Origin of the sequence: Streptomyces yangpuensis (assembly GCF_001005295.1) — a bacterium.
Taxonomy (GTDB): Bacteria; Actinomycetota; Actinomycetes; order Streptomycetales; family Streptomycetaceae; genus Streptomyces; species Streptomyces yangpuensis.
On record NZ_LBMK01000002.1, the window covers coordinates 1,360,021 to 1,376,188 of the forward strand.

At 75.1% G+C, this 16,168-nt stretch carries 4 protein-coding genes; all 4 read left to right on the forward strand.

Going from position 1 to position 16,168, the window contains the following annotated elements; all coding sequences use genetic code 11:
- Positions 1 to 46 precede the first annotated feature (46 nt).
- From AAT21_RS11425 to AAT21_RS11440, 4 genes are read left to right on the forward strand one after another with little or no spacing between them, the layout of a single operon-like run.
- The gene (locus AAT21_RS11425; RefSeq protein ID WP_046776526.1) at positions 47 to 259 is read left to right on the forward strand and encodes an MbtH family protein; all 213 of its coding nucleotides are present in this window, start codon (positions 47 to 49) and stop codon (positions 257 to 259) included.
- Between the two features lie 8 nt (positions 260 to 267).
- A complete protein-coding gene (locus tag AAT21_RS11430) occupies positions 268 to 1,266 on the forward strand; it encodes a TauD/TfdA family dioxygenase (protein WP_046776527.1) in 999 nt (332 codons plus the stop codon).
- 34 nt (positions 1,267 to 1,300) lie between these two features.
- The gene (locus tag AAT21_RS11435) at positions 1,301 to 14,788 is read left to right on the forward strand and encodes a non-ribosomal peptide synthetase (RefSeq protein WP_052757711.1); all 13,488 of its coding nucleotides are present in this window, start codon (positions 1,301 to 1,303) and stop codon (positions 14,786 to 14,788) included.
- 6 nt (positions 14,789 to 14,794) lie between these two features.
- Positions 14,795 to 16,090, forward strand: coding sequence for an MFS transporter (locus AAT21_RS11440; protein WP_079025563.1), 1,296 nt, complete (start codon positions 14,795 to 14,797; stop codon positions 16,088 to 16,090).
- Positions 16,091 to 16,168 lie beyond the last annotated feature (78 nt).

Genomic DNA, 16,168 nt, shown 5'->3' on the forward strand with positions numbered 1-16,168 from the left:
CGCACCCCAGAGCACCTCCTGCACCTCTCACTCTACGGAGACCACCATGAGCAACCCGTTCGAGGACGACAACTCCGGCTACCTGGTCCTGGTCAACGACGAGAACCAGCACTCGCTCTGGCCGGTCTGGATCGACGTGCCGGCCGGCTGGACCACCGTCCACGGCGAGGCCCCCCGCCAGGAGTGCCTCGACTGGATCGAGGCCAACTGGACCGACATCCGCCCGGCGAGCCTGCTCGCCACCCTCGACCAGCGGTGAGCGCCGCCATGCCGACCTGGGAGCTGAACCCCGGCCGCCCGGCCCTCACCCGTGTGCCCGCCACCACCGGTCTCGCCGAGGCCTGCGCATGGCTGCGCGAGAACGAGACCGCACTGACCGCCGCTCTGCACGAGCACGGCACGATCTTCCTGCGCGGACTGCCGGTGACGCAGGCCGCCGACGTCGCCGCCGTCCGCGACGTGCTCATCCCCGAGCCCACCCCGTACCGGGAGAAGGCCACCCCGCGCAGCGACTTCGGCGACGGCGTCTTCTCGTCCACCGACCTGCCGCCCGCCCAGTCGATCCGGATGCACAACGAGAACAGCTACACCCTGACCTTCCCCGGCCGGCTGCTGTTCGCCTGCCTGACCGCCCCCGCGACGGGCGGCGCCACCCCGACCGCCGACGTCCGCAAGGTCCTCGCCGCCCTCCCCGACCACCTGGCCGCGCGGGGCCGCTCCTCCGGCTGGACGCTGGAGCGCAGCTACTCGGACTACGTCTCGCTCGGCTGGCGCACCGCCTTCGGCACCGAGGACCGCGCCGACGTCGAGCGGTACTGCCAGGAGAACGGCATCACCTGGGAGTGGCAGCCGGACGGCAACCTGCGGACCAGCCAGCTGCGTTCGGCCACGATCCACCACCCGCAGACCGGCGAGGAGGTCTGGTTCAACCACCTGGCCTTCTGGAACGAGTGGTCCCTCGACCCGGACATCCGGGAGGCCATGGTCGAGGAGTTCGGACCCGGCGGCCTGCCGTTCAACACCGGCTTCGGAGACGGCGAACCCCTCTCCCGGGACGATGCGGACGCCCTCAACGCGGCCTACGACGCCGCCACCGTCCGCGAGACCTGGCAGGCCGGCGACGTGATGCTGGTCGACAACGTGCTCTGCGCGCACGGCCGCGACCCGTTCACCGGCGACCGGAAGATCGCCGTCGCGATGGGCCGCCCCGTGGACCTCCTCGACTGCCGGCCCACGGTGCGCCCGACGACCGCAGTCCCCGCCTGACCATCCATGCCGTGACGTGAGCAGAGGAAGCACCGTGATCCCGGTTTCGTACGCACAACAGCGTCTCTGGCTGATCGACCAGATCGAAGGGCCGACCGCGCTCTACAACCTGCCGTTCGCGGTCCGCCTGCGCGGCACGCTCGACACCGACGCGCTGCGCGCCGCGACGGCGGACGTGGTCGCCCGGCACGAGGCCCTGCGCACGGTGTTCCCGGTGTCCGGGGGAGTCCCGGTGCAGCGGATCCTGCCGTCCGCGGAGGCGGAGATCGCCTTCGAGACGGTGGACTGCGCACCGGGCGACTACCCCGCCCTGCGGGACCGGGCCGCCGCCCGCACCTTCGACCTGAGCGACGAACTGCCCATCCGGGTCACGGTCTTCTCCCTCACATCCGCCCCACCCACCCCACCCGCCACCGGGTCCGCCCCCGAGCACGTGCTGCTCGTCGTGCTCCACCACATCGCCGGCGACGGCTGGTCGCTCGGCCCCCTGCTGCGCGACCTCGCCACCGCCTACGCCGCCCGCCTCGCCGGCCACGCCCCCGACTGGGAGCCGCTGCCGGTCCAGTACGCCGACTACACACTCTGGCAGCGCGAACTGCTCGGCGACGAGAGCGACCCCGGCAGCGTGCTCAGCCGCCAACTCGACCACTGGCGCGACGCCCTGGCCGGGCTGCCCGAGGAGCTGGAGCTGCCCACGGACCGGCCCCGCCCGCCCGTCCCGACCGGCGCGGCCGACGCCGTCCCGTTCGGCTACGGCCCCGAACTGCACACCGCCCTGACGGGTCTGGCCCGCCGGCACCGCACCACCCTGTTCTGCGTCCTCCAGGCCGGACTCGCCGCGTTGTTCACCCGGCTCGGCGCCGGCACCGACATCCCCCTCGGCACCGGCGTCGCCGGCCGCTCCGACGAGGCGCTGAACGACCTCGTCGGCTTCTTCGTCAACACCCTCGTCCTGCGCACCGACACCGCCGGAGACCCGTCCTTCGCCGAACTCCTCGGCCGCGCCCGGGAATCCCAGCTCGACGCGTTCTCCCACCAGGACGTGCCGTTCGAGCGGCTCGTCGAGGAGGTCAACCCGGCCCGCTCCCTCGGCCGCCACCCGCTCTTCCAGACCCTCCTCGTCCTCCAGAACCACGAGGAGGGCGCACTCGGCCTGCCCGGCCTGGTGACCGAACCCGAGGAACTCGGCCTGCGCGTCGCCAAGTTCGACCTCAACATCGGCATCACCGAGCGGCACACCACCGACGGCGCCCCCGCCGGCCTCACCGGATCGGTCGAATACGCCGCCGACCTCTACGACCGCACCACCGTCACCACCCTGTTCGAGCGCCTCGGGCGGCTCCTCGCCGCCGCGGCCGCCGACCCCGACGCGCCCATCGGCACCCTCGACATCCTCGCCCCCGAGGAGCACGACCGCCTGCGCGAGGAATGGAACGCCACCGCCGCACCCGTCCCGACCGGCTCGCTGCCCGAGCTGTTCGAGGCGCAGGCCGCCCGCACCCCCGACGCCGTCGCCCTCGCCCACGACGACGGCACCCTCACCTACGCCGAACTCGACACCCGCGCCAACCGGCTCGCCCACCACCTGGCCGCCTGCGGTGTCGGCCCCGAGTCGCCGGTCGCCCTGCTGCTGGAACGCTCCGTCGACCTGGTCGTCGCCACCCTGGCCGTACTCAAGGCCGGCGGGTGCTACGTCCCCCTGCACGCGAGCCTGCCCCCGGAGCGGATGGCCGCACTCCTCGCCGACACCGCCGCCCCCGTCCTGCTCACCGACCGCACCGACCCGGGCTTCCCGCACGACGCCGTCGTGGTCCGCCCCGGCGACGAGAAGGACGCCCCGGCGCACGCCCCCGGCCTCCCCGTCCACCCCGACCGGCTCGCCTACGTGATGTTCACCTCGGGCTCCACCGGCACCCCCAAGGGCGTCGCCGTCCGCCACCGCGACGTCGTCGACCTCGCCGCCGACCGCCGCTGGCAGGACGGCCGGCACCGGCGGATCCTGCTGCACTCCCCGCACGCCTTCGACGCCGCGACCTACGAGCTGTGGACACCGCTGCTGTCCGGCGGCACCGTCGTCATCGCCCCGCCCGGCAGCCTCGACGCCGCCGCCCTGCACGCCGTCGCCACCCGCCACCGGGTCACCGCCGTCTTCCTCACCAAGGCCCTCTTCGACCTCGTCGCCGAGCAGGCCCCCGAGACCTTCCGCGCCCTGGAGACCGTCTGCACCGGCGGCGAGGCCGCCTCCGCCACCCTCATGCGGCGCGTCCTCGACCACTGCCCCGGCCTGCTGCTCGCCCACGTCTACGGGCCGACCGAAGCCACCACCTTCGCCACCCACCACCCCCTCGCCCCCGGCGACCTGACCGGCCCCCGGCCGCCGATCGGCGCCCCGCTCGACAACATGCGCGCCCACGTCCTCGACGCCCGGCTCCGGCCCGTCCCGCCCGGCGTCCCCGGCGAGCTGTACGTCGCGGGCGCGGGCCTCGCCCGCGGCTATCTGGGACGCCCCGCACTGACCGCCGAACGGTTCGTCGCCGACCCGTACGCGCCGGGGGAGCGGATGTACCGCACCGGCGACCTCGTACGCCGCCGGGCCGACGGGGCGGTCGAGTTCCTCGGCCGTGTCGACGACCAGGTCAAACTGCGCGGCTTCCGCATCGAGCCCGGCGAGATCGAGACCGTGCTCTCCCGCCACCCCGCCGTCCGCCAGGTCATCGTGGTCCCCCGCGAGGACCGCCCCGGCGACACCCGTCTCGTCGGCTATTGCGCGGTCCTCGGCGCCGCCCTCGACGAGAATCCCGGACTCGACGCCGAACTGCGGCAGTTCGCCGCCGCCACCCTCCCCGGCTATATGGTCCCCTCGGCCGTCGTCGTGCTGGACGCCCTGCCGCTCAACGCCAACGGCAAGGTCGACCGGCGCGCCCTGCCCGCCCCCGAGGCGGCCGCCGACACCGCCGGCCGCGCCCCGCGCGACGCACGCGAGCGCGCCCTGTGCGGCCTCTTCGGCGAGATCCTCGGCATCGACGACATCACCATCGACGACGACTTCTTCGAACTCGGCGGCCACTCCCTGCTCGCGACCCGCCTCGTCGGCCGGGCACGCACCGAACTGGGCGCCGAACTCGCCATCGGCGACCTCTTTCAGGCCCCCACCGTCGCCGCCCTCGCCGGCCGGCTCGCCACCGACCCGGCCCGGCCGGCGCTGCGCCCCGAAACCCGGCCCGAGCACCTGCCCGTCTCCTTCGCCCAGCGCAGGCTGTGGTTCCTCGGCCAGGCCGAGGGCCCCGCCGCCACCTACAACGTCACCCTCGCCCTCCGCCTCACCGGACCCCTCGACGCGCACGCCCTCGAAGACGCCCTCGGCGACGTCGTCGCCCGCCATGAGAGCCTCCGTACGGTATTCGGCGAGTCCGACGGCGTCCCGTACCAGCGGATCCTGCCCGCGCCCCCGGCGCCGCTGCTCACCGTCACCGACCGCCCGGTGCAGGAGCTGACCGGCCACACCTTCGACCTGGCCGCCGACGTCCCGCTGCACGCCTACCTGCGCCCCGAGGCCCCCGACGAGCACGTGCTGCTCCTGGTGATGCACCACATCGCCAGCGACGGATGGTCCCTGCGGCCGCTCTTCCGCGACCTCGCCGACGCCTACACCGCCCGGCTCGGCGGCGGGACGTGGGAACGGGAGCCGCTGCCGGTCCAGTACGCCGACTACACCCTGTGGCAGTACCGGCTCCTCGGCACCGACACCGACCCGCAGTCCGCGCTCTCCCGCCAGCTCGACCACTGGCGGCAGGCGCTGGCCGGCCTGCCGGACGAGCTGCCGCTCCCGCTGGACCGCCCCCGCCCGGCGGTCGCGAGCCACCGCGGCGACGTCGTCCCGCTGGAGCTCGACGCGGACCTGCACGCCCGCCTCGCGGACCTCGCCGCCGGCCACGGCGCCACCCTCTTCATGGTCCTCCAGGCCGCCTACGCCACCCTGCTGCACCGTTTCGGCGCCGGCGAGGACCTGCCGATCGGCACCCCGCTGGCCGGCCGCCTCGACCCGGCCCTCGACGACCTGGTCGGCTTCTTCGCCAACACCCTCGTCCTGCGCACCGACCTCACCGGCCGGCCCTCCTTCGCCGGCCTGCTCGCCCGGGTGCGCGAAGCCGACCTGGCCGCCTACGCCCACCAGGACGTGCCCTTCGAGAGGCTGGTCGAGGAGCTCAACCCGGCCCGCACCCTGGCCCGCCACCCGCTCTTCCAGGTGATGATCGCCTTCGACAACACGGCGGGCGCAGGACCCGCGTTCCCCGGCACCCGCACCGCCTACGAGCCGCTCGGCCTGCCCACCACCGCCTTCGACCTCACCCTCAACCTCTCCGAGCGCCACCACCCCGACGGCACCCCGGCCGGCATCGAGGGGGGCCTGGAGTTCGCCACCGACCTGTTCGACCGGGCCACCGCCGAGCGCCTCGCCGAAGCCCTGCCGCGGCTGCTCGCCCAGGCCGCCGAGGACCCGCACCGCCCGGTCGCCGAACTGGACGTACTGGGCGAGGCCGGCCAGGCCGCGCTGGCCCGCTGGCATGACACCGCCCGGCCGGGCGCGGCGGACGTCCTCGTACCGGACGCCTTCGCCGCCCAGGCCGCCACGACCCCGGACGCCACCGCCCTCGTCGCCGGTGAGACCCGGCTGACCTACGCGGAGCTGGACGCCCGCGCGAACCGCCTCGCCCACCGCCTGGCCGCCTCCGGCGCCGGCCCCGAGGACGTGGTCGCGCTCGCCCTGCCCCGCTCCGCCGAGTCCCTGGTCGCCGTACTCGCCGTGCTCAAGGCCGGTGCGGCCTTCCTCCCGCTGGACGCCGACTACCCCCGCGAGCGGATCGCCCACATGCTGGCCGACGCCCGCCCCGCCGCCGTCCTCACCAACTCCGGATGGCCGCTGCCCGAGGTCCTGGACGGCCTCGCCGGCGCCACCGTCCTGGACACCGGCGAGCAGGACCGGGCCGAGCGGCCCGCCGGGCCCCCGCCCGTCCGGCTCAGTGCCGCCCACGCCGCGTACGTGATCTACACCTCCGGCTCCACCGGCCGCCCCAAGGGCGTCGTCGTCCGCCACGGCGGCCTCGCCAACCTGTTCGCCTTCCACCGCGACGAGACCATCGCCGCCGCCCGGCAGGCCCACCCGGGGCGCAGGTTCCGCTTCGCCCACGCGGCCTCGCTCTCCTTCGACTCCGCCCTTGAGGCGCTGCTGTGGATGGTCGCCGGCCACGAACTCCACCTGCTCGACGACGACCTGCGCCGGGACGCCGCCGCCATCGTCCGGCACGCCGAGCGCACCGGCACCGACGTCCTCGACGTCACCCCCGGCCAGGCCGAACGGCTCGTCGAGGAGGGCCTGTTCGACCGCTGCCCGCCGGCCCTCCTCATGGTCGGCGGCGAGGCCCTCGGCCAGACCCTCTCGGCCACTCTCACCGCCGCCGCCGACACCGTCGTGCTCAACATGTACGGCCCCACCGAGTGCACCGTGGACGCGCTGTACCACCGGCTGGCCGGCGACCCGCGCCCGCTCATCGGCCGCCCGCTGCCGGGCCTGCGCGCGCACGTCCTGGACGCCGGCCTGCGGCCCGTACCGCCCGGCGTCCCCGGCGAGCTGTACCTGAGCGGCGCGGGCCTCGCCCGCGGCTATCTGGGCCGGGCCGCGCTGACCGCGGAACGGTTCGTCGCCGACCCGTTCGCCGCGGGGGAGCGGATGTACCGCACCGGCGACCTCGCCCGCCGCCGCCCCGACGGCCGGGTCGAGTACCTGGGCCGCACCGACCACCAGGTCAAGATCCGCGGCTTCCGTATCGAACCCGGTGAGATCGAGACCGTACTGGCCGCCCACCCCGACGTCCTCCAAGCGGCGGTCCTGCCCTACCAGGACGGCACGGACGGCACAGCAGGCACCCGCCTGGTCGCCTACGTCGTGGCGCGCACCCCGCTGGACCCGGCCGCGCTGCGCGCCCACGCGGCCGCCGCCCTGCCCGACCACATGGTCCCGGCGGCCATCACCACGCTCGACGCGCTGCCCCTCAACGTCAACGGCAAACTCGACCGGTCCGCGCTGCCCGCGCCCGACTTCGCGGCGGCCACCGGTGGCCGCGCCGCCCGCACGGCGCGCGAGGAGATCCTCTGCGGCCTGTTCGGCGAAGTCCTCGGCCTCACCGGCCCGGTCTCCGCCGACGACGACTTCTTCGCCCTCGGCGGACACTCCCTCCTCGCCACCCGGCTGCTCAGCCGGGTCCGCGCGGTGCTCGGCGCCGAACTCGGCATCCGCGACGTCTTCGAGGCGCCGACCGTGGCGGGCCTGGCCCGCCGGCTGGACGGCGCCACGGCCCGGCTCGCGCCGACCGCCGCCCCCCGCCCCGAACGCCTGCCGCTCTCCTCCGCCCAGCAGCGGCTCTGGCTGATCGACCGGATGGAAGGGCCGAGCGCGCTGTACAACATGCCCCTCGCCCTGCGCCTCACCGGCCGGCTCGACCCGGCCGCGCTCGAACTCGCCCTCGGCGACCTCGTCACCCGGCACGAGATCCTGCGCACCGTGATCGCCGAACACGACGGCGAACCCCACCAGATCGTCCTCCCCCCGGCCGGCGCCACCCTCCCGGTCGAGCGGCTCGACTGCGCCCCGGAGTCGGTGGAGTCCGAGGTGGACCGGGCCGCCCGCCGCCCCTTCGACCTGGCCGCCGAGGCGCCCGTACGCGCCACGCTCCTGCGGGTCGGACCCGAGGAGCACGTCCTGGTCGTCGCCCTCCACCACATCGTCGGCGACGGCTGGTCGATGGGCCCGCTGCTGCGCGACCTGGCGGACGCCTACGCCGCCCGCCGTGACGGCTGCGTCCCCGAGCTGCGGCCGCTGCCCGTGCAGTACGCGGACTACGCGCTGTGGCAGCGCGAACTGCTCGGCGACGAGAGCGACCCCGACAGCCTGGTCTCCCGCCAGCTCGCCTACTGGCGCGACACCCTCGACGGGCTCCCCGAGGAGCTCACCCTCCCCGTCGACCGGCCGCGCGGAGCCCGCTCCGACCACCGGGGCGACCGGGTCGCCCTGCCCATCGACGCCGCACTGCACCGGGCGCTGGCCGACCTGGCCCGCGAGCACCGCGTCACCATGTTCATGACCTTCCAGGCCGCTCTGGCGGCGCTGCTGACGCGGCTGGGGGCCGGCAGCGACGTGCCGATCGGCTCGGTCGTCGCGGGCCGCTCGGACGAGGCGCTCGACGATCTGGTCGGCTTCTTCGTCAACACCCTCGTGCTGCGCACCGACACCTCCGGCGACCCCACCTTCGCCGAACTCCTGGGCCGCGTCCGGGAGACCGGACTCGGCGCGTACGCCCACCAGGACGTGCCCTTCGAGCGGCTCGTGGAGGAACTGAACCCGGTCCGGTCCCTCGCCCGCCACCCGCTGTTCCAGGTGGCGATGGTCCTGCAGTCCAACGCCGGAGGCGAGCCGGAGCTGTCCGGTCTGCGCGCCGAGGCGCTGCCGGCGGACACCGGGGTCGCCAAGTTCGACCTCAACGTGACGCTGGAGGAGTTCTTCGGACCGGACGGCGAGCCGGCCGGGCTGGACTGTGCGATCGACTACGCCACCGACCTGTTCGACCGGGAGACCGTCGAAGCCCTCGCCGCCCGCTTCGGCCTGCTGCTGACCGAGATGACCACCCGGCCCGGCCAGCGGATCGGCCGCGCCGACCTGCTGGCCGAGGGCGAACGCGCCGCACTCCTGGGCGGCCACCGGCCCCTGCCGGCCGAACTGCCGCTCGTACCGGATGCCTTCGCCGCCCGGGCGGCGGCCACCCCCGGCCTGACGGCGCTCGTCTTCGAGGAGACCCGGCTGACGTACGCCGAGCTGGACGCCCGCGCGAACCGCCTCGCCCACGGCCTGATCGCCTGCGGCATCGGCCCCGAGGACGTGGTCGCGCTCGCCCTGCCGCGCTCGGCTCGGACCGTGGTCTGCCAGCTCGCCGTGCTCAAGGCCGGTGCGGCCTTCCTCCCGCTGGACGCCGGGTACCCGCTGGAGCGCACCGCCCACATGCTGGCCGACGCCCGCCCCGCGGCCGTCCTCACCCACGCCGGGTGGCCGCTGCCCGAGGTCCTGGAGGGCCTCGCCGGCGCCACCGTCCTGGACGCCGACGAACACCACTGGGCCGGCCGGCCCGCCGCTGCCCCGCCCGTCCGGGTCAGCCCGTCCCACGCCGCGTACGTGATCTACACCTCCGGGTCCACCGGCCGCCCCAAGGGCGTCGTGGTGAGCCACGGTGCGATCGCCGGCCTGCTGGCCGCCCACCGGGCGGAGACCTTCGCCGAACCCGAGCGCACGCACGGCCGACTGCGTGCCGCGCTGACCGCCTCGCTCTGCTTCGACGCCTCCTGGAACGGCCTACTGTGGATGGTCGCCGGCCACGAACTCCACCTGATCGGCGAGGACCTGCGCCGCGACCCCGCCGCACTGGTCCGGCACCTGCGCGCCGCCGGCGTCGACGCCGTCCAGTTCACCCCCACCTACGCCGAGCAGCTCGTCGCCGAAGGCCTGCTGGACGCACCCGCCCCGCGCGTGGTGCTGCTCGGCGGCGAACCGATCGGGCAGGCCCTGTGGACCCGCCTGCGCGAGGCCCCGGACACCACCGGCCACAACCTCTACGGGCCGACCGAGTGCACCGTCGACACCCTGCTCCAGTCGTACGCCGACGCGGAGCGCCCCACCATGGGACACACCGTCCTCGGCACCCGCGCCCACGTCCTCGACGAGTACCTGAACCCCGTCCCCGCCGGTGTCCCCGGCGAGCTGTACCTGGCCGGGGACAGCCTGGCCCGCGGCTATCTGGGCCGGGCCGCGCTGACCGCGGAACGGTTCGTCGCCGACCCGTTCGCGGCGGGGGAGCGGATGTACCGCACCGGCGACCTGGTCCGCCGCACCCGCGACGGACGGATCGACTACCTGGGCCGCACCGACCACCAGGTCAAGATCCGCGGCTTCCGCATCGAACCCGGCGAGATCGAGCAGGAGCTGACCCGGCACCCCGCCGTCCGCCAGGCCGTGGTCACCCCGCACGAGAGCACCGACGGCGACCGCCGTCTCGTCGCCCACTGCGCGGTCACCGCCCCCGGCCCCGAACTCTCCCTCGAACTGAAGAGGTTCGTGGCGCAGGCACTGCCGGCCCACATGGTGCCGGCGGCGGTCGTCACCCTCGACGCGCTGCCGCTGACCGGCAGCGGCAAGGTCGACCGGCGCGCCCTCCCGGCACCCGACTTCCAGCTGTTCACCGGCGGCCGGGCCGCCCGCACGGCACGCGAGGAACTGCTCTGCGGCCTGTTCGGCGACGTCCTCGGCGTGACCGGGCCGGTCTCGGCCGACGACGACTTCTTCGCCCTCGGCGGGCACTCCCTCCTCGCCATGCAGCTGGTCAGCCGGGTCCGCACGGTGTTCGCGGCCGAGATCGGCGTCCGGGACGTCTTCGAGGCGCCGACCGTCGCCGGCCTCGCGCAGCGGCTCGACGGCCCCACCGCCCGGCTCGCGCTGACAGCGGGCGAGCGCCCGGCGGACCCGCCGCTCTCCTTCGCCCAGCAGCGCCTCTGGCTGATTGACCGGATGGAGGGCCCCAGCGCCCTCTACAACCTCCCGCTCGCCCTGCGCCTCACCGGACGGCTCGACCCGAACGCGCTCGAACTCGCCCTCGGTGACCTCGTCGCCCGGCACGAGATCCTGCGTACCCTGATCACCGAGCGGGACGGCGAGCCCCACCAGCGGATCGTCCCGCCCGACACGGCCCGGATCCCCTTCGACCGCCAGCCCGCCCCGCCCGCCGACCCGGCGGCCGCCCTCGCCGCATGCGCCGCGACCCCCTTCGACCTCGCCACCGAACTCCCCGTCCGCGCATACCTGTTCCCGCTCGCCGCCGACGAGCACCTCCTCGTCCTCGTCCTGCACCACATCGCGGGCGACGGCTGGTCCATGGATCCGCTGCTGCGCGACCTCGCCGCCGCCTACGCCGCCCGCCGTGACGGCTCCGTCCCCGAGCTGCGGCCGCTGCCCGTGCAGTACGCGGACTACGCGCTGTGGCAGCGCGAACTGCTCGGCGACGAGAGCGACCCGGGCAGCCCCGCCTCCCGCCAGCTCGCCTACTGGCGCGAAACCCTGGCGGGCCTTCCCGGGGAGCTGTCGCTCCCCGTCGACCGTCCCCGGCGGCCGGACAGCGGCCACGACGGCGACCGTGTCGTCCTCCCGCTCGGGCACGAACTGCACCGGGCGCTGGCCGACCTGGCCCGCGAGCACCGCGTCACCATGTTCATGACCCTTCAGGCCGCTCTGGCGGCGCTGCTGACCCGCCTCGGGGCCGGCACCGACGTGCCGATCGGCTCGGTCGTCGCCGGCCGCTCGGACGAGGCGCTCGACGACCTGGTCGGCTTCTTCGTCAACACCCTCGTGCTGCGCACCGACACCTCCGGCGACCCCACCTTCGCCGAACTCCTCAGCCGTGTAAGGGAGATCCAGCTCGACGCCCACACCCACCAGGACGTGCCCTTCGAGCGCCTCGTCGAGGAACTCAACCCGGCCCGCTCCCTCGCCCGCCACCCGCTCTTCCAGGTCATGCTGCTGCTCCAGGGCGGCGGACGGGCCGGCGGCACCGGCGACGCGCCGCTCGACCTGGGCGGCCTGACGGCCACCGTCGAACCGGTCGGCGGCTGCGTGGCCAAGTTCGACCTCTCCATCGCCATGGGCGAGTCCTTCGACGCCGACGGCGCGCCCGCCGGGCTGGAATGCGCGATCGACTTCGCCACCGACCTGTTCGACCGGGAGACCGTCGAATCCATCGCCGTCCGCTTCGGCCGGCTGCTCACGGCCGTCGCCGCCCACCCCGACCGGCCCATCGGCCGGGCCGACCTGCTCTCCGCCGACGAACACGCGGAACTCCCCGGCACAGGCGGGGAACTGCCGACCGCCGTACCCCTGCTGTCCGCCGCCTTCGAGGCCCGCGCGGCCCACACCCCCGACGTGACGGCGCTGGTCGCCGGGGACACCCGGCTGAGCTGGGCCGAGCTGAACGGCCGTGCCAATGAACTCGCCCACCGCCTGACGGCCGCCGGCGCCGGACCGGAGACGGTGGTCGCCCTGGCGCTGCCGCGCTCCGCGGAGAGCGTGATCGCCCTGCTCGCCGTCCTCAAGGCCGGCGCGGCATCGCTTCCGCTGGACGCCGCACACCCGGCCGACCGGACCGCCGCCATGCTCGCCGACGCCGCCCCCGCACTGGCCGTGACCGGCGACGGCTGGCCGCTGCCCGAACTCCTGGCCGGACTGCCCGTCCTGACGGCGGCTCCGGCGGGCGGCGGCAGCCCCGCCGCGGACAACCCGCCGCCCCGGGCCACCGCCTCCGACGCCGCGTACGTGATCTACACCTCCGGCTCCACCGGCCGCCCCAAGGGTGTCGTGGTCAGCCACGGATCGATCGCCGCGCTGCTCGCCTCGCACCGCTCCGCGACCGGTCCGATCGGCGCCACCGAACACGAACACGGCCGCAGCCGCGTCGCCCTCACCGCCTCCCTCTGCTTCGACGCCTCCTGGGACGGCCTGCTCTGGCTCATCGCGGGCCACGAACTGCACCTGATCGGCGACGAGGTCCGCCGCGACGCCGCCGCCCTCGTCCGGCACATCCGGGCCCAGTCCCTCGACGTCATCGAGGTCACCCCCTCCTACGCCGAACAGCTCCTCGACGAAGGCCTGCTGGACGCGCCTGCCCCACGCGTGGTGCTGCTCGGCGGCGAGGCCGTCGGCCCGTCCCTGTGGACCCGGCTGCGCGAGGCCCCGCACACCACCGCCCACAACCTCTACGGCCCCACCGAGTCCACCGTCGACGCGCTCACCCAGCCGTTCGCCGCCACCGGCCGCCCGACCCTCGGCCGCGGCGTCCTCGGCACCCGCGCCCACGTCCTCGACGAGCACCTGAACCCGGTCCCGCCCGGAGTGCCCGGCGAGCTGTACCTGGCCGGCGCCGGCCTCGCCCGCGGCTACCTGGGCCGCCCGTCGCTCACCGCGGAACGCTTCGTCGCCGACCCGTTCGTACCCGGCGGGCGGATGTACCGCACCGGCGACCTCGTACGCCGCACCCGCGCCGGAGACCTCGTATACCTCGGCCGCACCGACCACCAGGTCAAGATCCGCGGCTTCCGCATCGAACCCGGCGAGATCGAGCACGTGCTCACCCGGCACCCCCGAATCCTCGCCGCCACCGTCACCGTCCACGACGACGGCACCACCGGCCCCCGGCTCGTCGCCCACGTCGTGCCGGCCGGCCCGTTCGACCCGGCCGAACTGCGGTCCTTCGCCGCCGAGTCGCTGCCCGGCCACATGCTCCCGGCGGCCTTCGTGCCGCTCGAAGCGCTCCCGCTGACCACGAGCGGCAAGGTCGACCGGCGCGCCCTGCCCGCCCCCGAGCTCCCCGCCCGGTCCACGGGACGGGGGCCCACGACACCGCACGAGGAACTGCTCTGCGGCCTCTTCACCGAGGTCCTGGGCCTGCCAGGACCGGTCTCCGTCGACGACGGCTTCTTCGACCTGGGCGGCCACTCCCTCCTCGCGATGAAACTGCTCGGCCGGATACGCGCCGCGCTCGGCGCCGACCTCGGTATGCGGGCGCTCTTCGAGGCCCCCACCGCGGCCGCCCTGGCCCGGCGCCTCACCCGCCACCCGGACCCGGCGATCCCGGCCGTTGCGGCGGAACCGGCCGCCCCGGCCGCCCCGGCCGCCCCGGCCGTCCCGGACGCCGACGGCGCCCTCGACGTGCTGCTCCCGCTGCGTGCGGCCGGCACCGCCGCCCCGCTGTTCTGCGTCCACCCCGCCGCGGGCATCAGCTGGGTCTACTCCGGCCTGCTGCGCCACCTCGACCCGGACCGCCCGGTCCACGGCCTCCAGGCACGGGCTCTGCGCGGCGGCTCCCCGTCCTCCGTCACCGAGATCGCCGAGGACTACGTACGGCAGATCCGCGCCGTCCGCCCCGAGGGGCCGTACCACCTGCTCGGCTGGTCCTTCGGCGCGGTCGTCGCCCAGGCCATGGCCGTCGCTCTCCAGGCCGCGGGCCAGGAGGTCGGCCTGCTCGCCCTGCTCGACGGCCTCCCCGCCGACCCCGCCCGGTACGCCGCCGCACCCGGCGACGGCCCGGCCGACACCCTCGCCGCACTCCTGGCCTCCCTCGGCCACGACCCCGCCGACGGCCACGGTCCGGCCGACCTCACCGCACTCCTCGGCGAGGCCGCCGCCGTCCTGCCCGACGTCTTCGAGCAGAACACCAAGCTGATGGCCGAGCACGTACCGGGCCGTTACCGGGGCGACGCCGTCTTCTTCGGCGCGACCCTCGACAAGCCGGCCGACTGGCCCTACGGGGAGGCCTGGGGGCCGTACGTCGACGGCCGGGTCGAGCAGCACCGCATCACCTGCACGCACGGCGCCATGACGCAGCCGGAGCCCGTCGCACGGATCGCCGCCGTGCTCGCCGAGAAGCTTGGAGCGTGACCCGCCATGACCACCGCCTCCGTGAAACCGCCGTCTCCCCCGGAGGGGGCCGCGCCGCGGAAGAGCCGCTGGGGCCTCTGGGCGCAGGGCAACTTCCGCAAGCTCTGGATCGGTGAGACGACCAGCGGCCTGGGCACCGCCGTCGGCAACGTCGCGCTCGCCCTGGTGGCCGTGGTCACCCTGGAGGCCTCGCCGTTCATGGTCGGCCTGCTGACCGCCTCCGCCTGGGTGCCGTGGCTCTTCCTCGGCCTGCTGGCCGGCGCCTGGGTGGACCGCTGGCCCCGGCTGAAGGTGATGCTGGTCTGCGACCTCCTGCTGCTCCTGCTGTTCGGCAGCGTGCCTGTGGCGGGCTGGCTGGGCCTGCTGAGCATGGCCCAGCTGGTGGTGGTCGCCGCCCTGGCCGGGGCGGTCAAGGTGTTCCTGTCCACCGCGAACAGCGCCGTGCTGCCCGTACTGGTCGCCAGGCCCGACCTGCTGGAGGCCAACGTCAAACTGCGCTCCGGGGACGCCGCCGCGGAGATCGCGGGCCCGGGCCTCGCCGGCCTGATCTCCCAAGCCTTCGGCGCCGTCAGCGGACTGCTCGCCGACGCGCTCACCTACCTGGTGGCGGCGGTCTGCGTCGGGTCCATCAAGGCCGAGGAGAAGCCCCCGCCGGTCTCCGAACGGCGCGGGATCCTCCGCGAGATCAAGGAGGGCGTCCGCTTCCTGGTGCACGACCCCTACCTGCGCACGCTGGCGAGCTTCGCGGCCGTCGGCAACCTCGGCCTCAACGGCATCCAGGCCGTACAGACGATCTTCCTGGTCCGCAGCGTGGGCGTGACGCCCGGCGGCGTCGGTGCCGTCTTCGCGGTGGTCTCGGTCGGCGGCCTGGCCGGGGCCGCGCTCGCCGGGCGGATCGCCCGCCGGTTCGGAACGGCCCGCGGACTGCTGCTCTGCGAGCTGGTGGGGGCGCCGTTCATCCTCCTGCTGCCGATGGCCGGACAGCGGATGCCGCTGGCCGTCAGCGCGGTGGCCTGGTCGGTCGCGGTCTGCGGCGTGGTCGCCGGGAACGTCATCGCCGGCAGCTTCTACCAGGCCTACTGCCCGCCCGAGATGATCGGCCGGATCCGGGCCAGCGCCTCCACGGTCAACTTCAGCGCCATCCCGGTGGGCGCCCTGCTCGGCGGCTGGCTGGGCGAGGTGCTCGGCGCCCGCACCACCCTCTGGATCATGGCGAGCGTGCTGCTCTCGGCCGGCCTGGTCCTGCTGGTCTCCCCGCTCCGCGGCCTGCGCAGCTTCCCCGAACGTCCCGCGCGGCCCTGACAGCCCGCCCGCGCCCGCTCTCTCCCGCCCCGCCTCCCTCCCGCCTCCCGTCCTGCCCGCGCCCGCGTCCCGCGCCCG

Coding starts and splice junctions, on each gene's coding strand:
- AAT21_RS11425 (WP_046776526.1), top strand. CDS start 47: ATGAGCAACCCGTTCGAGGACGACAACTCCGGCTACCTGGTCCTGGTC.
- AAT21_RS11440 (WP_079025563.1), top strand. CDS start 14,795: ATGACCACCGCCTCCGTGAAACCGCCGTCTCCCCCGGAGGGGGCCGCG.
- AAT21_RS11430 (WP_046776527.1), top strand. CDS start 268: ATGCCGACCTGGGAGCTGAACCCCGGCCGCCCGGCCCTCACCCGTGTG.